A 16,536-nucleotide genomic window follows, 5' to 3' on the forward strand; every position below is an offset into this window, starting at 1 on the left:
GGACGACTAACGCACGACAAGCTTGAAGGCGGGGGGGACGCCGCGGCCGGCGAGCCGGGGGCGCTGCGATTGGGAGAGCTGTATATGCACACGCATTAGATCGGCGGCAAGCTCCATCTGGCCGCGCTCGATCTGCTCGAGGATCTGGATATGTTCGAGGTTCGACTGCATCAGCCTGTAAGCGTTGACGTGGCCGGCCGGCGGACTGGCGCGGCGGCGGCGATGGTGGTTGGCAAGCGCTTCCGCCATGAAGGGATTGCCGCAGGAGCGGGCGATCAGCAGGTGGAAATCGTAGTCCGTGCGGTCGAAGAGCTTGCGGTCGAAATTCGTCTCGTTCATGCCGCGCAGGATCAGCATGGACTGGCGCAGCGCCGTCATCGCCGGGATATCGCGCTTGAAATCCGGCAGGGTCAGCGCCAAAGGCTCCGTCGCGAGACGGAACTCGTAGCTTTTCGCCGCCGCGTCGCCGCTGATCGCGAAGTGTTTCAGCAGCCATTGCTGGCCGGCGCCGCGTTCGGCGAGGTTTTCCTCCGCCAGTTTCATCAATGCATTTTGTACCGTCTGGCGCGACACGTCATAGCGCCGCTGGAGGGCGGCGACGGTCTGGTTTTCGGCAATGCGACCGGCTGAGAGATCGCGCAGGATCGCGGCATAGATTTCGCTTTCGCCGTCACCGTCTGCGATGTCTTCGAGGCGTGCCATCGCGGCCGGATCGACCGCCAGGAGATAGCCGCCCTCGGTGTCCGACGTCACCATCTCGCGCTCGGCAAGTATCTGCAAAGCCTTGCGGATCGGCGTTCTCGAGACTTTGCAGAGCGAAGCCAGCGCCTGCTCGGCCAGCCGCTCCCCGGGTGTCATGCCGCGCTCGCCGGCGACATCCAGTATTTTTTGCGCCAATTCGACATGGCGGAAATTGGGGCGTTTCGGCTCGGGGGTCATTCTTTGCATTTGCCTTCCATTGCCGTGCATGCTGCCCTTTGAGCCGTGGTTTCGCAAGTCCGGAAATACGCGGGCCACAAAAATGCATTTGGCCTATTGACGTATTTTTTTTCTAAATAATACTGCCAGCCGACAGGGAATGAGACCGGAGAACCGGCGCGCCCGTCGAAGAGGTTGGAACAACGTAAAACAAGGGAGTCTTCCGTGACCGTGAAGAACCGACTGACTGCGACCTGCGCGGCCGCGGCGCTGGCTGCCGCATGCCTTGCGGCGGGTACGGCATCCGCCGCCGATCTCGTCATCTCGAACTGGGCCGGCTACATGGCGCCCGATATCGCGGATACCTTCAAGGCCGCGACGGGACTGGAAATCGAGGTGGTCAACCACGCCACCAACGAAGAGGTCATGGGCAAGCTGATGGCGAGCGGCGGCAAGGGCTACGACGTCGTCTTCGTCTCCTCGCCCTTCGCCGAAATCCTGAACGGGCAGGGGCTCGCCGCACCCATCGACAAGGCCGCCGTGCCGAATCTCGCCAATCTCTACCCGGAAGCGACGACGCTCGCTTACGATCCCGGCAACACCTTCTCTGTCCCCTATACCTGGGGTACGACCGGTCTTTGCTATCGCTCCGATCTCGTCAAGGACACGCCGGACAGCTGGCTGAACCTGCTCCAGCCGGCCGATGCCATCAAGGGCAAGACGACGATGCTGGCGACCGACCGCTGGCTGATGGCCGCAGGAGAACTCGCCAAGGGTTTCTCCGTCAACGAGAAGGACCCGGCCAAGCTCGAGGAGGTGAAAAACCTGCTCATCGAGGCGAAGAAGACGCTGCTCGCCTATGACGACACGACCTTCTATTCCAAGCTCGTCTCCGGCGAGGCGTCGCTGGTGCATGCCTGGGACGGCTGGTGCAACTACGGCATCACCGAAAACAAGGACATCAAGTTCGTCGTGCCGAAGGAAGGCTCCGACCTCTGGATCGACACGATCGTCGTGATGAAAAGCTCGGAGAAGCAGGAAGCGGCGATGAAGTTCATCAACTTCATCCTCGATGCCAAGAACCACGCCTGGGCCGCGCAGAACATCCTCTACAAGGTGCCGAACAAGGCGGCGATGGAGAGCCTCGACAAGGCGTTGATCGAGCAGTACCCGACCATGGCGATGGCGCCGGCGGACCTCGTGAAATACGAGCTGCTGCGCGATCTCGGCACGGCGCAGAAGGACTATTCGCGCATCGTGAGCGAGATCAAGGCCGCGAACTGAGCGTGGCCCTTCCCGTGGCGGCCGGGAGGCCGCCCGCTGCCGCGGGCGATTTTTCCTCTGAAATCCATTCATGCGCGATGCCGTGACGGCATTGCGGGAGCGAAGCCTTGTCCTTCAATGCCACCAGACCGTACCTGCTCGCCGCGCCCGGCGTCGCCTGGCTCGTCGCCTTCATGGTGGTGCCCTGCGCGCTGGTGCTGAGCTATGCCTTCTTCCAGCGCGGCGTCTGGGGTGGGGTGGAATACACCTTCACGCTGGAGAATTTCGCCCGCGTCCTCGACCCGCTCTATGCGAAGATCTTTCTCAATTCCGCGCGCATCGCGCTGACGGCGACGGTCGTCGCTATCCTCATCGCCTATCCCGCTGCCTACGCGATTTCCCGTGCGCCGAAAATGTCGCAGCCGATCCTGCTGTTCTTCGCCGTGCTGCCCTTCTGGAGCAATTACCTGATCCGCACCTATGCCTGGATCGTGCTCTTGAACCGCGAGGGCCTGATCAACAACCTGCTGCGCTGGTTGGGTTACACCGGCGAGCCGCTGTCGATGCTCTATACCGAGAGCGCCGTCATCACCGGCCTCGTTTATAACTATCTGCCCTTCGTCATCCTCGCGATCTATTCCACGCTGTCGCGGTTGAACCCCGAGCTGATGGAAGCCTCACGCGATCTCGGCGCCGGGCCGGTGCGCACTTTCCTGCGCGTCACGCTGCCGCTCACTCTGCCGGGCGTCGCGGCCGGTGGCGTCTTCGTCTTCGTGCTTTCCATCGGCAATTTCGTGACGCCGGCGCTGCTCGGCGGCGGGCGGTTCCAGATGGTCGGCAACCTCGTCTATGACCAGTTCCTCACGGCGAACGACTGGCCCTTCGGTGCCGCGCTCGGCGCGGCGCTGATCCTCACCATGATCGTGCTGCTCCTCCTGCAGGCCCGCGCCACGGCGCATGCCAGCGGCGAGCGCAAAGGGGAGGCGACGCAATGAACGCCTCGTTTTCCGGCAAGCTGCCGGGCCGCATCGTGCTGCTTCTGGTCTTCGGTTTCCTCTACCTGCCGATTGCCGTGCTCGTGCTGCTCTCCTTCAACGACAGCGGCCTGCCGACCTCCTGGTCCGGCTTCTCCATTCGCTGGTATGGCGCGCTGCTCGCCAACACCGACATTCTGCGCGCCGCCGGCAACACGCTCATCGTCGCGATCTTCGCCACCGTCATCTCCACCGTGCTCGGCACGCTCATGGCGCTCGGCATGGAGACGCGGCGCCGCAAGAGCAACGGGCTGGAAGCGCTCGCCTTCGCGCCGATGGTCATTCCGGATATCGTGCTGGCCGTGGCGCTGCTCACCTTCTTCTCGCGCCTCGGGCTGGCGATGGGCCTGCACACCATCGTCATCAGCCATGTCATCTTCGATCTCGCCTTCGTCTGCTCGGTGGTGCGTGCGCGGCTCAAACATTTCGATTTTTCGATCGTCGAGGCCTCGCGTGATCTCGGTGCGTCGGGCTGGACGACCTTCTGGCGCGTCACCTTCCCGGTGCTGCTGCCGTCGATCGTTGCGGGCGCGCTGCTTGCCTTCACGCTCTCGGTCGACGAGTTCATCATCGCCTTCTTCACGGCGGGCGCTGGGCGCTCGTCCATCACCCTTCCCATGCAGATCTATTCGATGATCCGCTTCGGCATCACGCCCGAGGTCAATGCGCTCGCCACCATCGTCATGGGCGTCAGTGCGACGGCGCTGCTGATCTCGCAATGGCTCAACAGAGAACAGCAGGTCCCATGAACGCATCCAGCAATCCGATCCTGCGCATCGAGGGCGTCGGCAAGGCGTTCGGCCCGGTGACGGCGGTCGACAATGTGACGCTCGATATCCGCGAGAACGAGTTCTTCGCGCTGCTCGGCCCCTCCGGCTGTGGCAAGACCACGCTTCTGCGCATGCTCGCCGGTTTCGAAAGCCTGAATACGGGGCGTATTCTGCTGGAAGGCAAGGACATTTCCCCGCTGCCGCCGGAAAAGCGGCCGCTCAACCTGATGTTCCAATCCTATGCGCTGTTTCCGCATATGACGGTGCGCCAGAACCTCTCCTACGGCCTCGAAATGGAGCGGCTCTACAAGGCCGAGATACGCCGCCGGGTCGACGAGACCATGGCGACGACGGACCTCACGCAATTTGCCGATCGCAAGCCCGAACAGCTCTCCGGCGGCCAGAAGCAGCGCGTGGCGCTCGCCCGCGCGCTGGTGAAGCGGCCGAAGGTGCTGCTGCTCGACGAGCCACTGGGTGCGCTCGACAAGAAGCTGCGCGAAAAGATGCAGCTCGAACTGAAGCGCATGCAGCACGAGGCCGGCATCACCTTCATCATCGTCACGCACGACCAGGAGGAAGCGCTGGTCATGGCCGACCGCATGGCGATCCTCAGGGATGGCCGCCTGTTGCAGGTCGGCGCACCGGAAGACGTTTACGAGCGCCCGGCCGACCGCTTCGTCGCCAATTTCATCGGCGTCATGAACTTCATCGACGGCAATGTCAGCGCGGATGGCGCGTTCGCTGCGGAAGGCTTGCAGGTCAAGGCAACGGGCAGTGCCGGGGCGGCAACGCTGGCTGTGCGCCCGGAAAACATCACCATCGGCCCGCCCGGAGACCTGCCGGTATCCGGCGCCGTCGTCGATATCGCCTATCACGGCCTCGATCGGGTGCTGCATGTCAAGACGGCCGCCAGTGCGTTGCCGCTTCAGGTCCGCATTCCCGCCAGCGGGGCGGGCAACTGGAAGATCGGCGATGCGCTGAGCCTCAAGATCGATCCGGCGAAATGCCGGCTCTTCCAAGAATAAAGAGGGAAACACCATGTCCAAGACCATCGCATTCTTCCCGGAAGCGGCCTTCGGCCCGGCGCTGAATTCCGTCGGCATCGCCCAGGCCGTCGAAGCGCTCGGCCACAAGGCCGTCTTCCTCTCCGATCCCGGTTTCGTCTCGGTCTATGAGGGCTACGGTTTCGAGGCCCATGCGGTGAACCTTTCCGAGCCGATGCCGGCCGAGCAAATGGCGAAATTCTGGGAGGATTTCATCAACGGCCACATCCCGAACTTCCGCAAATCGCCCTACGACCAGGTCGACAACTATGTGAAGGATTGCTGGACGGCGATCGTCGATAGCGCCAAATGGGCACAGAAGGACCTGCCGGCCGTGCTGGCCAGGATCAAGCCGGACCTGATCTGCGTCGACAACGTCATCCTCTTTCCGGCGATCAAGCAATATGGCACGCCCTGGGTGCGCATCATCTCCTGCTCGGAAAACGAGATCGAGGATCCGAAGATCCCGCCGCATCTCTCCGGTTGCGGCGAGAAGGATTTTGCGGGCCATGCCGCCTATCGCGATCACTTCAACGCCGTCATCAAGCCGATCCACGACGACTTCAACGCCTTTCTTGGCGAAAACAATGAGGCGGCCTATCCGATCGGCCAGTTCTTCGAGGCCTCGCCCTTCATGAACCTGCTGCTCTATCCGGAGGCCGTGAAGTTTGACCGCGAGCATCCGCTCGACCCGAAACAGTTCCAGTATCTCGAAGGCTGTGTGCGCAAGGAGAAGCCCTATGAGGTGCCGGCCTTCGCCGAGAACAACGACAAGCCGCTGATTTACATCTCCTTCGGCTCGCTGGGGGCAGGGGATACGGATCTTCTCAAGCGTCTGATCGCGACCATCGGCAAGCTGCCCTACCGGGCGCTGGTCAATGTCGGCGATTACAAGGACCAGTATGAGAACCTGCCGGGCAACGTCATCGTCGACAGCTGGTTCCCGCAGCCCTCGGTCATCCCGCAGGTCGATGCGGCCATTCATCACGGCGGCAACAACTCGTTCACGGAATGCCTCTATTTCGGCAAGCCGGCGATCATCATGCCCTATGTCTGGGATGGTCACGACAATGCGACCCGCGTCGACGAAACCGGCCACGGCTTCAAGATGCCGCGCTACGACTGGACGGATGCCGACCTCGCAGCGAAGTTGGAGGCCTGCGTCAACAACCCGACCATGAAGACGCGCCTTGCCGCCACCAGCGCTCATATGCAGGCCCGCAACGGCCCGAAGAAGGCCGCCGGCATTCTCGACGAACTCGTGAAGACGGGTGCCTACAATGGTTGAGACGACAAATTCTTCGGCGCCGCATATCTACAATGCGACCACCTTTTCCGACCTCGTCGATTGGGGCGACCAGCCGAACAGCCAGGAGGGGCAATCGCATTCCTCCGGCCGGCTCGTCTTCAAGGGGCCGAACAACCAGCCGGAATCCGGCATCTGGGTCTGCACGCCGGGCCGCTGGCGGCTGTCGATCCCGCGCGACGAATTCTGCCATTTCGTGGCGGGACGGGCAGTCTATCGCTCGGACGAAGGCGAGGTGATCGAGGTCGAAGCCGGCACCGTCGTCATGTTCCCTGGCGGCTGGACCGGCGAATGCACCGTCATCGAGACCATGCGCAACATCTACATGCTGGCCTGACGCAATAGACATTGAAAGGAAAAATCCCATGACCGCGACACCGCTGATGCGCAAGCCGCTGGAAGAAACCGACCTCAAGGACTGGGGTATCATCCCCACGATGATCGAGGGCGAAAGCCGCACCTCCGGCAAGGTCATCCACAAGGGTCCGAACGGCCAGTCCGAATGCGGCCTGTGGATCTGCACCCCCGGCAAATGGTTCTGCCATGTCACCAGCGACGAGTTTTGCCACTTCCTCGAAGGGCGCTGCACCTATGTGCACGAGAGCGGCGAAGTGATCGAGATCACCCCCGACACCGCCGCGTTCTTCCCGAAGGACTGGAAGGGCGAATGCACCGTCCATGAGACGGTGAAGAAGGTCTACATGATCCGGTGAGGCATGGCCTCTGCCCCTTATCCGCCTGCCGGCACCTTCTCCCCGCAGGCGGGGAGAAGGGACTTGCCGTGCCCTCTCATCTCGCTCGCCCCGCTTGCGGGGAGAGGGCGGGGTGAGGGGCAAGCGCCGTTCCGATCCGCAGAACGTCAAGGAAATATCGCCATGTTCAACCCCGCCGAACCCGTGTTCTACCGGCATCCGACCTATCTCCCGAGCCAGGGGACGCGCCATCAGGTGATCGACCCCGCGACGCTCGTCACCGTCGGCACCATCGCCGATACGACGCTGGAGAACATGGAGGCCGTGCTCGATGCCGCTGCCGCGGCGCAGCGCGACTGGAAACGGCTCGACGCCAAGACGCGGGCGACGATCCTGCACCGCATCGCCAACCGCATCGAGGCGACCGACATGCGGCGCTGCGCGGAACTGATGTCGCGCGAGATGGGCAAACCCTATCCGGAGGCGATCGGCGAGGTGGCGAACTGCGCCGGCGCCTTCCGCTATTTTGCGGAAATGGCCCGCGATGAGGGCGGCAAGGTGGCGGGCACCACGCAGGCCGGCTCCTTCCAGCACGCGCGCTACGAAGCGCTCGGCACGAGCGTGCACATCATGCCGTTCAATTTCCCGATCCTGCTGATGTGCTGGACGGTCGCGGCGTCGCTCGCATCCGGCAATGCCTGCATCATCAAGCCGGCGCCGGCGACGACGCTTTCGACTTTGGCCTTCATGCCCGTTTTCGAGGCGTTGCCGGACGGCTTGATCGCCTGCCTGCCGGGTGGCATCGAGCTCGGCAGCGCCTTGATCGCCTCTGCCAAAACCCATGCGGTGGCGTTCACCGGCTCCGTTGCGGCAGGCAAGGCCGTGGCGATGGCCGCCGCAGCGCAGATGAAGCCCGCCGTCATCGAGGCGGGTGGCTCGGATCCGATGATCATAACCGCAAATGCACCGCTCGATGTCGCCGCCGCCGGCGCCGTCACGGCCGCATTCCATATGTCCGGCCAGGTCTGCACCTCGGCGGAGCGGTTCTTCGTCGTCGATGCCGTGCATGACGCTTTCGTCGAAAAGTTCGCCGCCGAGACGCGGCGTCTGCGCATCGGCAACGGCCTCAGCCGGGCCGAGATCGGCCCGCTCGTCAGCGAGGCGGCGCGGGCCAAAGTCATCCGGCTGGTGGAGGACGCCAAGGCCAAGGGCGCGACGGTGGTGCTCGGCGGAAAGATCCCGGACAGCGAGCCGACGGGCTGGTTCTACGAGCCGACCATTCTCACAAACTGCACGCCCGACATGGCGATCCTGCGTGAGGAGTGTTTCGGCCCGGTCGCCGCCGTCATGCGGGTGAAGGATTTCGACGAAGCGATCGAACGGGCCAATGACAGCGAATTCGGCCTCGGCGCTTCCGTCTTCACCACCTCGCTCGAAGAGGCGATGGAGGCGGCGGACCGGCTGGAGGCCGGCATGGTCTGGGTCAACAATCCGCTCATCGACAACGATGCGCTGCCATTTGGCGGCTGGAAGAAATCCGGTCTTGGCCGCGAGCTGTCGAAACTCGGCCTCGATGCCTTCCGCCGCTCGAAAATGGTCATCATCGACCACAAGCCGGTGATCCAGGGCTGGTGGTATCCCTATCCGGACGACTGGTTTTACGAGGAGGGCGGGCGCAAGCACGTCTGAAGGACGGGCCGCTATTTTCTACGGAAAGCTGTTTGGAGGCGGCAATCCATGCCTTCAAACGCGGAAAGGGAAAATTTCGTATCGCGAAGCCTGCCGCATGACAGAAGTATGAAACGCGAATTTACGAGTATGGCGAAATTGAGAATAAATACCCTACCAAACTTATAGGGATCCTATATAACTTCCTTCCAGAGAAAGGGGCGGGCATGACTGCACGCCTCCGGAAGGCTCGAAAACGGGCCTCCAAGAAGGGATGATGGCGAATGAGCAATGCGAAACTCGACGGCCGTTCCACCTATGGCGCGCTTGGCGCCATCAACGATCGTCGTGCACGCCGTGCCGAGCGGCAGATTCTCATCAGCAACATCGCCGTCGTCGGCGCTTTCCTCTTCGTCAGCGCCGTCATTTTCGGCTTCGTCGGCTGATATCGGCCGCCATTCGGACTAGGTGGCAATAGCGCCAGCCGGAGCGGTTGTGGCGCTTGCAGCCGTTTTCATTCTTTCACGACATTTGTTGGCCGAGACCCGGACACGGTTTTCCATTGTCCGCCCCGCGCATGCGCATCGCATGCGCGTTATTTCTGCTTTGGCCAGAGAGCGAATGCCCCAAACGAGGCAAGCCGCGCGCAAAAAACCGATCCACCGACCAAAATTTTGTCGCGGATGTGGAAGAGACGGGGTAGTTGATCGTCATAGTCGCAGTGCCGATACTGAAAGCCTGATTGATGTCCGACCTTTTGAAGCGTTTTGCCGCCTATTATCGCCCGCACCGTGGCTTGTTTGCGCTCGATTTCACGTCCGCCGTCGCCGCCGGCCTGCTGGAGCTCGCCTTCCCGGTTGCGGTGACGCTGTTCATCGACCGCCTTCTGCCCACCGGCCAGCTCGAGATGATCGCGCTTGCCGCTGTCGGCCTTTTTCTCATCTATTTCTTCAATGCAGGCCTGCAGGTCATCGTTACCTATTGGGGCCACATGCTCGGCGTGCGCATCGAGGCCGAGATGCGCCGCAAGGCTTTCGATCATCTGCAAAAGCTTTCCTTCGGCTATTTCGACAACCAGAAGACCGGCCATCTCGTGGCGCGGCTGACCAAGGACCTCGAGGAGATCGGCGAGGTCGCCCATCACGGACCGGAAGACCTCTTCATCGCCATCATGACGCTGGTCGGCGCCTTCATCCTGATGCTCTGGGTGCATGTGCCGCTGGCGCTGATCACCGCCGTCATCGTGCCGCTGACGGCCTGGGTCACCACGCATTACGGCGCGCGCATGACGACCACCTGGCACGCGCTCTATGGCCGCGTGGCCGATTTCAATGCCCGCATCGAGGAGAATGTCGGGGGCATCCGCGTGGTGCAGGCCTTCGCCAACGAGGATCACGAGCGAAAACTGTTTGCCGAGAGCAACAACAATTATCTCACGACCAAGATGCAGGCCTACAAGGTGATGGCGGCATCCGCCTCGCTCTCCTACCTCTCCATGCGCTTCGTGCAGGTCGTCGTGATGCTGGCGGGCGCCTGGTTCGTCGTGCATGGCGAGCTTTCGGCCGGCGGCTTCGTCGGCTTCCTGCTGTTGATCAACGTGTTCTTCCGGCCGATCGACAAGATCAACTCGATCATCGAGACCTATCCGAAGGGCATTGCCGGCTTTACGCGCTACACGAAGTTCCTCGACACAGAGCCCGATATCCGCGACCGCCCGAATGCAAAAGAGGTGAGCCGTCTCGAGGGCGATATCGAATACCGCAACGTCGGTTTCGGCTACAGCGCCGACAAGGCGGTGTTCGACGGGCTGAACGTGTCGATCAAGGCGGGCGAGACCATCGCATTTGTCGGTCCCTCCGGGGCCGGCAAGACGACGATCTGCTCGCTTCTGCCGCGCTTCTACGAGATCACGACGGGCACGATCGCCATCGACGGCATCGATATCAGGGACATGACGCTCAGGTCGCTGCGCTCCAATATCGGCATCGTGCAGCAGGACGTCTTCCTCTTTGCCGGCTCGGTGCGCGAAAACATCGCCTATGGCCGGCTCGATGCGACGGAAGCGGAAATCCTGGATGCGGCCCGGCGCGCGCGCCTCGACGACGTGATCGCCAATCTTGCCGACGGGCTCGACACCGTCATCGGCGAGCGCGGCGTGAAACTCTCGGGTGGCCAGAAGCAGCGGCTTGCCATCGCGCGCATCTTCCTCAAGAACCCGCCGATCCTCATTCTCGATGAGGCGACGTCGGCGCTCGACACGGAGACGGAGCGGGCGATCCAGCAGTCGCTCGCCGAGCTTTCGGCCGGACGCACGACGCTGGTCATCGCGCATCGCCTTGCGACCATCGCCAATGCGGACCGCATCCTCGTTGTCGATGATGGCCGTATCGTCGAGAGCGGCAACCATGCCGATCTCATCGCGAAGAAGAACGGCCGCTACCGCAATCTCCAGGCGGCCCAGAGCGAAGGCGGATCGGTGCATCCGTTCCAGATCAAGGGATAGGCGCGGGCTTTCGCGGCCCCGCCCACTGCTATTCGATGTCCATCGCCCGCTTGTGTTCGGCGACCTCGGCGAGCAGCCAGTCCTGGAAGACGCTGGTGCCGGCCTTGTTGCCGACGCTACGACGCTGCTGGAGATAGTAGCCGGCCGGATAGGCATGGCGGGCGGCAAAGGGGGCGACCAGCTTGCCCTGCCGCAACAGGTCTTCCGCCATGATCGTGTCGGCCAGCGCCACGCCGGCACCATTCATCGCCTCGCGCATGATGAGAGTGCAGTCGTGCAGGGTGGAGCTCGCCGGAATGCCGGCGTCGGAAACGCCTTCCTGCTCCAGCCATTGTTTCCAGCGCGTCGTCTCGCATTCGTGGATGATATGGTGGTGCACGAGATCGGCCGGCGAACGCAGTGGTGCCGGCCCTTCCAACAGAGAGGGCGCGCAGACCGGCGTCAGCAGCAGCGGGATCATCAGCGTCAGGGCCGGGCCGGCCTTGTAGACGAACTCGTCGATGATGGCGAGGTCGACATTGGTCCGCTTGCCCGAGGTGGAGATTTCCAGATCGACGCTCGGATGCAGGCGGCGGAAGTTCGGCAGGCGATCGGCCAGCCACAGATTGAGGAAGGTCGGCTCGCACATCAGCTTGACGCGCTGCGCCTTGTGGCTGCGCGGCCCGTCCTGAAGGCTCACATCCTCCGTCGCGCGCCAGATCGTCTCGAAGGCTTCCGAAAGCGTGCGGGCATAGTAGGAGCCGCGCATCGTCGGCGTCACCTGGCGGAAGCCGCGCTCGAACAGTTCCTGTCCCAGTGTCTTTTCCAGAGTGCGGATATGCCGGCTGACCGCCGAAGGCGTCAGATGCAGCTCTTCCGCCGCGTCCTTGATGCTGCCGAGGCGTGCGGCGGCCTCGAAAGCGCGCATGCCGTTGAGTGAAGGTAGGGCCATGGCGGGACCATGGATTATCACCTGAGTTTTTGTCAATCGATATGGTCGAAATTGACGCTTGAACGCCCGCCCCCTTCGGCGCTACCGATTTGAAACGAGCCTCTAAGTCGCCATGAGAAAACGTTTATTTGCTCTGGCACCCATTCGCCATCGGTGATGGCTGGTTTCCGGCACGGCCATCGTTTGCGGACTGGCGAGATACATCGCCCGCGCGGTGGGACATGTCCGTGCAGCCAGCCTTGCGTTGCTGTAACAGGAAGTAGTCTTCATGCCCCAATCGCCCGTCCCGGTCTTCGAAGCGGCTGACGCCATCGCCAAGGATGCGCCCGTCATCGTCATCCTGAAAGCCGACGGACAGGGCCTTGGCCCGCGCGCCGCAGAGCTCGATGCCGCGGCCGGCGGGATTGTTTCGCGCGCCTGTTCCGCCGCTGCCGATGCCGGCACTTGCATCGACCTCGTTCCGCCGCAGGGTGTCGCGGCTCACCGCATTATCGTGCTTTCGCTCGGCAAGGCCGAGGCCGTCAGCGCGCTCTCGCTGGCAAAGGCCGGCGGCAGCCTTGCCGCACATCTGGAGGACAAGGGCGAGGCTGCGGCGACGCTGGTCCTCGATCCCATCGCGGGTGCGGCCCTTTCGGAGGCCGAAATCCTCGCCCGTGTCGCGCTCGGCCTGCGGCTCAGGCGCTATCGCTTCGACCTGCGCAACAAGCGGCCAATCGCGGCCGACGACAAGGCCTGGAAAATCCAGCTGGTCGGCGCGGACAAGACCGCGCTCGATGCCGCGCTGGTGCGTGCCAATGCCGTGGGCGAAGGCGTCGAATATGCCCGCACCCTCGTCAACTTGCCGCCGAACCATCTCCACCCCGACAGTTTCGCCGAGCATCTCGAGCCGCTGCGCGCAGCCGGCATCGAGGTCGAGGTTCTGGACGCCGACCGGCTCAAGGATCTCGGCATGAACGCGATCCTGGCGGTCGGTTCCGGCTCGGTGCGGGCGCCGAAGATCGCGGTTTTGCGTTATCGCGGCGAGGGATCCGGCGAGCAGCCGCTCGCCTTCGTCGGCAAGGGGGTCTGCTTCGATTCCGGCGGCCTCTGCATCAAAGGCGGCGCGCAGATGTTCGACATGAAGGCCGATATGGGTGGCGCTGCCGCCGTCGTCGGTCTCTTGTTGTCTTTGGCGCGGCAGAAGAGCCCGGTTCATGTCGTCGGCGTTCTCGGCATCGCCGAAAACCTGCCCTCCGGCACGGCGCTGAAGCCGCGCGAGATCATCACCACAGGCTCGGGCCAGACGGTCGAGGTGTTCGATACCGATGCGGAGGGACGGCTGATCCTCGCGGATTGCCTCTATTACACCGCCACGCGCTTCGAGCCGTCTGCTATCGTCGATCTCGCAACGCTCACCTATTCCGTCATGCGCGGTCTCGGCTCGATCTTCGCCGGTCTGTTCAGCACCGATGATGCGATTGCCGCCCAGATGATTGCCGCCGGCGAGGTCGTCGGTGAGCGCTTCTGGCGCCTGCCGCTTGACCCGGCCTATGACGAGGGCTTGAAATCGCCGCTCGCCGACCTGCGCCACCATGCCAAGGACATGGAGGACGGCGACGCGCCCTATGCGGCGGCGTTCCTGCGCCATTTCACGGAAGGCCGCCCCTGGGTGCATCTCGATATTGCTGGCAAGGAACTTTTCCCGGAGGATCGTCCGTTCGGCCGGGAAGGCGCCAGCGCCTTCGGTGTGCAGATGCTGGAGGAATGGGTGCAGACGAACAGGCTGGGCGCCTAGGCGGCCATGGGAGGAGGAAACATGGCGGCTCATATCAACAGCATCGAGGGACGCGCGCCCTTCCGGGGTTATGAAACCTGGTATCGGGTGACCGGCGATCTCGGCAGCGGCAAGCTGCCTCTGGTCATCCTGCATGGCGGTCCGGGCGTCGCCCATAACTATGTCGATGCCTACAAGCTGCTCGCCCGCGATGGCCGCGCCGTCATCCATTACGATCAGCTCGGCTGCGGCAACTCCACCCTGCTGCCGGAAAAGGGTGCCGATTTCTGGACGCCGCAGCTCTTCATCGACGAGCTGGAAAACCTCGTCGATCACCTCGGCATCCGCGTCGGCTTCCATGTGCTCGGCCAGAGCTGGGGCGGCATGCTGGGTTCCGAATATGCCGTCCTGCAGCCTGACGGCCTCGCCTCGCTGACCATCGCCAATTCGCCCGCTTCCATGAAGCTCTGGGTCGAGGAGGCGAACCGCCTGCGCGCTGACTTGCCACAGGATGTGCAGGACACGCTGACGCGGCATGAGACGGCCGGCACGACGGATCACGCCGACTATCAGGCGGCGACCATGGTCTTCTACGAGCGGCATGTCTGCCGCGTCGTGCCGTTCCCGCCCGAGGTGACGGCGAGCTTCGAGCAGGCGGCGCGCAATCCCACCGTCTATACGCTGATGAACGGACCGAACGAGTTCCACGTCATCGGCACGCTGAAGACCTGGAGCGTCATCGACCGCCTGCCATCCATCGACGTGCCCACGCTCATCATTTCCGGGCGGTACGACGAAGCCACGCCTGCGACGGTGCAGCCCTTCAAGGACGGCATCAAGGGCGCGCGCTGGGAGATATTCGAACAGTCCAGCCACATGCCGCATGTCGAGGAGCAGGAAGACTGCATGCGCGTCGTCGGCGACTTCCTTAATCAGAACGATCGATAGAAAAGGGGACAAACATGAAAAAACTGCTTTTGACGGCGTCGGCCGTCGCCCTCCTCGCTGGCGCGTCGCTCGCCCCGGCGCAGGCCGAATATCTCAAGGAACATCGCGGCGGCACCATGCGCCTGCTCGCCCGCTCGGCGGCCGGCACGCTCGATCCGCATATCAACTACACCGATCAGGGCTGGCAGATGTACCAGCCGATCTATGACGGCCTCGTCGCCTTCCGCAAGGCCGAGGGCATGGACGGCTTCACCATCGTTCCCGATCTCGCCGAGGCGCTTCCCGAAGTCTCCAACGACGGCAAGACCTTCACCTTCAAGCTGCGCAAGGGCGTCATGTTCTCCAACGGCCAGGAGGTCGGCGTGAAGGACGTGGTCGCCTCGTTCCAGCGCATCTTCAAGGTCTCCGGCCCGACTTCCGGCACCTTCTATGCCGGCATTGTCGGTGCCGACAAATGCCTTGCCGACACCAAGAGCTGCACGCTGGAAGGCGGCGTCGTGGGTGACGAAGCCGCCGGCACGGTGACGATCAACATCGTCAAGCCGGATGCCGAACTTCTCTACAAGCTCGCGCTGCCCCATGCCGTGACGCTGCCTGCCGATACGCCGGCCGAGGATGCCGGCTCCGTGCCGATCCCGAGCACCGGCCCCTACATGATCTCGGCCTTCGACCCCAACAAGGGCATGACCGTCTCGCGCAATCCGCATTTCAAGGAGTGGAGCGCTGACGCCCAGCCGGACGGCTACCCCGACGTGGTGCAGTACGATTTCGGCCTTTCGGAAGAAGCGGCCGTGACGGCGATCCAGAACGGCGAAGCCGACTGGATGTTCGACGCCTTGCCGAGCGATCGTCTGGGCGAACTCGGCACCAAGTACAAGGACCAGCTGCACATCGCGCCGCTGTCGGCCTGGTGGTATGCGCCGCTCAATACGCGCATCGCCCCCTTCGACAACGTCAAGGCCCGCCAGGCGGTCGCCTTCGCCATCGACCGCAACACGCTGGTCAAGCTGTTCGGCGGCAAGGTGCTTGCCTCGCCGGTCTGCCAGGTCCTGCCGCCGGACTTCCCCGGCCATGTCGACTATTGCCCCTATACGAAGGATCCGGGCGCCAAGTGGTCGGCGCCTGACCTCGAAAAGGCCAAGCAGCTGGTCGAGGAATCCGGCACCAAGGGCCAGAAAGTCACGATCATCGTCGAGGATACCGCGGTTTCCCGCTCGATCGGCGTCTATCTGCAGAGCGTGCTGACGAGCATCGGTTATGTCGCCGACGTCAAGCCGATTTCCGCCAACATCCAGTTCACCTATATCCAGAACACCAACAACAAGGTGCAGATGTCGGTGACGCAGTGGTACAAGGATTATCCGGCGGCCTCCGACTTCCTGCACATCCTGTTCGGCTGCGCCTCGTTCCGCGAAGGTTCGGACGCTTCGATCAACATTGCCGGTTTCTGCGATGCGAAGATCGATGAGAAGATGCAGAAAGCGCTCGACCTCGGCGTGACCGACCAGGTTGCTGCCGATGCGATGTGGGCGGAGATCGACCGTGAAGTGACCGATCAGGCACCGGCCATCGGCCTCTTCACGCCCAAGCGCCTTGACTTCGTCAGCAAGCGCCTCGGCAATTTCCAGTTCAACCGTCAGTTCAACTGGATGATCACCCAGTCCTGGGTGCAGTAACACCCGTCGGAGGGGTTTGCGTGTCGAATGA

15 protein-coding genes are annotated in these 16,536 nt (G+C 63.0%); 13 read left to right on the top strand and 2 right to left on the bottom strand.

Annotated features, from left to right (window positions below; genetic code table 11):
• Positions 1-6: 6 nt before the first annotated feature.
• Positions 7-948: a GntR family transcriptional regulator gene (locus AC27VQ_RS01470; RefSeq protein WP_488714908.1), complete on the bottom strand. Its 942-nt coding sequence runs from the start codon at positions 946-948 to the stop codon at positions 7-9.
• A 195-nt stretch (positions 949-1,143) separates the two neighbouring features.
• Here AC27VQ_RS01470 and AC27VQ_RS01475 point away from each other — a divergent pair, with 195 nt between their 5' ends.
• The 10 genes from AC27VQ_RS01475 to AC27VQ_RS01520 all read left to right on the top strand — a co-directional run bounded on the left by AC27VQ_RS01475 (position 1,144) and on the right by AC27VQ_RS01520 (position 11,197).
• Complete coding sequence (locus AC27VQ_RS01475) at positions 1,144-2,202, top strand: polyamine ABC transporter substrate-binding protein (protein WP_488714909.1); 1,059 nt, start codon at positions 1,144-1,146, stop codon at positions 2,200-2,202.
• A gap of 173 nt (positions 2,203-2,375) precedes the next feature.
• A complete protein-coding gene (locus tag AC27VQ_RS01480) occupies positions 2,376-3,176 on the top strand; it encodes an ABC transporter permease (RefSeq protein ID WP_488715236.1) in 801 nt (266 codons plus the stop codon).
• Positions 3,173-3,964, top strand: a complete 792-nt coding sequence (locus AC27VQ_RS01485; RefSeq protein WP_314088518.1) for an ABC transporter permease subunit — start codon at positions 3,173-3,175, stop codon at positions 3,962-3,964. Before AC27VQ_RS01480 ends, AC27VQ_RS01485 begins: the two co-directional genes overlap by 4 nt.
• Positions 3,961-5,010 (top strand): ABC transporter ATP-binding protein, encoded by a 1,050-nt coding sequence (locus AC27VQ_RS01490; protein ID WP_488714910.1) that lies wholly within the window; start codon positions 3,961-3,963, stop codon positions 5,008-5,010. Before AC27VQ_RS01485 ends, AC27VQ_RS01490 begins: the two co-directional genes overlap by 4 nt.
• Positions 5,011-5,023: 13 nt before the next feature.
• Positions 5,024-6,316, top strand: coding sequence for a nucleotide disphospho-sugar-binding domain-containing protein (locus tag AC27VQ_RS01495; protein ID WP_488714911.1), 1,293 nt, complete (start codon positions 5,024-5,026; stop codon positions 6,314-6,316).
• Positions 6,309-6,671 (top strand): cupin domain-containing protein, encoded by a 363-nt coding sequence (locus tag AC27VQ_RS01500; RefSeq protein ID WP_488714912.1) that lies wholly within the window; start codon positions 6,309-6,311, stop codon positions 6,669-6,671. Before AC27VQ_RS01495 ends, AC27VQ_RS01500 begins: the two co-directional genes overlap by 8 nt.
• Positions 6,672-6,699: 28 nt before the next feature.
• Positions 6,700-7,047, top strand: a complete 348-nt coding sequence (locus AC27VQ_RS01505; protein WP_117370281.1) for a cupin domain-containing protein — start codon at positions 6,700-6,702, stop codon at positions 7,045-7,047.
• 162 nt (positions 7,048-7,209) lie between these two features.
• Positions 7,210-8,715: an aldehyde dehydrogenase family protein gene (locus tag AC27VQ_RS01510; protein WP_488714913.1), complete on the top strand. Its 1,506-nt coding sequence runs from the start codon at positions 7,210-7,212 to the stop codon at positions 8,713-8,715.
• Between the two features lie 263 nt (positions 8,716-8,978).
• Positions 8,979-9,140: a hypothetical protein gene (locus AC27VQ_RS01515; protein WP_313523828.1), complete on the top strand. Its 162-nt coding sequence runs from the start codon at positions 8,979-8,981 to the stop codon at positions 9,138-9,140.
• Positions 9,141-9,439: 299 nt separating this feature from the next.
• Complete coding sequence (locus AC27VQ_RS01520; protein WP_488714914.1) at positions 9,440-11,197, top strand: ABC transporter ATP-binding protein; 1,758 nt, start codon at positions 9,440-9,442, stop codon at positions 11,195-11,197.
• A gap of 28 nt (positions 11,198-11,225) precedes the next feature.
• Here AC27VQ_RS01520 and AC27VQ_RS01525 read toward each other — a convergent pair whose 3' ends face one another.
• Positions 11,226-12,128, bottom strand: coding sequence for a LysR family transcriptional regulator (locus AC27VQ_RS01525; RefSeq protein WP_488714915.1), 903 nt, complete (start codon positions 12,126-12,128; stop codon positions 11,226-11,228).
• 268 nt (positions 12,129-12,396) lie between these two features.
• Between AC27VQ_RS01525 and AC27VQ_RS01530 the strand changes: the two genes are divergently transcribed.
• From AC27VQ_RS01530 to AC27VQ_RS01540, 3 genes are read left to right on the top strand one after another with little or no spacing between them, the layout of a single operon-like run.
• Positions 12,397-13,902 carry a leucyl aminopeptidase gene (locus AC27VQ_RS01530; RefSeq protein WP_488714916.1) on the top strand — a complete coding sequence of 502 codons (1,506 nt, stop codon included), beginning with the start codon at positions 12,397-12,399 and terminating at the stop codon, positions 13,900-13,902.
• A 21-nt stretch (positions 13,903-13,923) separates the two neighbouring features.
• On the top strand, positions 13,924-14,829 hold the full coding sequence (locus AC27VQ_RS01535; RefSeq protein WP_488714917.1) for a proline iminopeptidase-family hydrolase: 906 nt from the start codon (positions 13,924-13,926) through the stop codon (positions 14,827-14,829).
• 14 nt (positions 14,830-14,843) lie between these two features.
• On the top strand, positions 14,844-16,505 hold the full coding sequence (locus AC27VQ_RS01540) for an ABC transporter substrate-binding protein (RefSeq protein WP_488714918.1): 1,662 nt from the start codon (positions 14,844-14,846) through the stop codon (positions 16,503-16,505).
• Positions 16,506-16,536 lie beyond the last annotated feature (31 nt).

This window comes from Shinella sp. 20P9.1.1 (assembly GCF_057798995.1).

What these genes read in the sequence shown, in the direction of transcription:
- AC27VQ_RS01470 (WP_488714908.1), bottom strand. Translation starts at nt 948, where the DNA reads ATGCAAAGAATGACCCCCGAGCCGAAACGCCCCAATTTCCGCCATGTC.
- AC27VQ_RS01480 (WP_488715236.1), top strand. Translation starts at nt 2,376, where the DNA reads ATGGTGGTGCCCTGCGCGCTGGTGCTGAGCTATGCCTTCTTCCAGCGC.
- AC27VQ_RS01485 (WP_314088518.1), top strand. Translation starts at nt 3,173, where the DNA reads ATGAACGCCTCGTTTTCCGGCAAGCTGCCGGGCCGCATCGTGCTGCTT.
- AC27VQ_RS01490 (WP_488714910.1), top strand. Translation starts at nt 3,961, where the DNA reads ATGAACGCATCCAGCAATCCGATCCTGCGCATCGAGGGCGTCGGCAAG.
- AC27VQ_RS01495 (WP_488714911.1), top strand. Translation starts at nt 5,024, where the DNA reads ATGTCCAAGACCATCGCATTCTTCCCGGAAGCGGCCTTCGGCCCGGCG.
- AC27VQ_RS01500 (WP_488714912.1), top strand. Translation starts at nt 6,309, where the DNA reads ATGGTTGAGACGACAAATTCTTCGGCGCCGCATATCTACAATGCGACC.
- AC27VQ_RS01505 (WP_117370281.1), top strand. Translation starts at nt 6,700, where the DNA reads ATGACCGCGACACCGCTGATGCGCAAGCCGCTGGAAGAAACCGACCTC.
- AC27VQ_RS01510 (WP_488714913.1), top strand. Translation starts at nt 7,210, where the DNA reads ATGTTCAACCCCGCCGAACCCGTGTTCTACCGGCATCCGACCTATCTC.
- AC27VQ_RS01515 (WP_313523828.1), top strand. Translation starts at nt 8,979, where the DNA reads ATGAGCAATGCGAAACTCGACGGCCGTTCCACCTATGGCGCGCTTGGC.
- AC27VQ_RS01520 (WP_488714914.1), top strand. Translation starts at nt 9,440, where the DNA reads ATGTCCGACCTTTTGAAGCGTTTTGCCGCCTATTATCGCCCGCACCGT.
- AC27VQ_RS01525 (WP_488714915.1), bottom strand. Translation starts at nt 12,128, where the DNA reads ATGGCCCTACCTTCACTCAACGGCATGCGCGCTTTCGAGGCCGCCGCA.
- AC27VQ_RS01530 (WP_488714916.1), top strand. Translation starts at nt 12,397, where the DNA reads ATGCCCCAATCGCCCGTCCCGGTCTTCGAAGCGGCTGACGCCATCGCC.
- AC27VQ_RS01535 (WP_488714917.1), top strand. Translation starts at nt 13,924, where the DNA reads ATGGCGGCTCATATCAACAGCATCGAGGGACGCGCGCCCTTCCGGGGT.
- AC27VQ_RS01540 (WP_488714918.1), top strand. Translation starts at nt 14,844, where the DNA reads ATGAAAAAACTGCTTTTGACGGCGTCGGCCGTCGCCCTCCTCGCTGGC.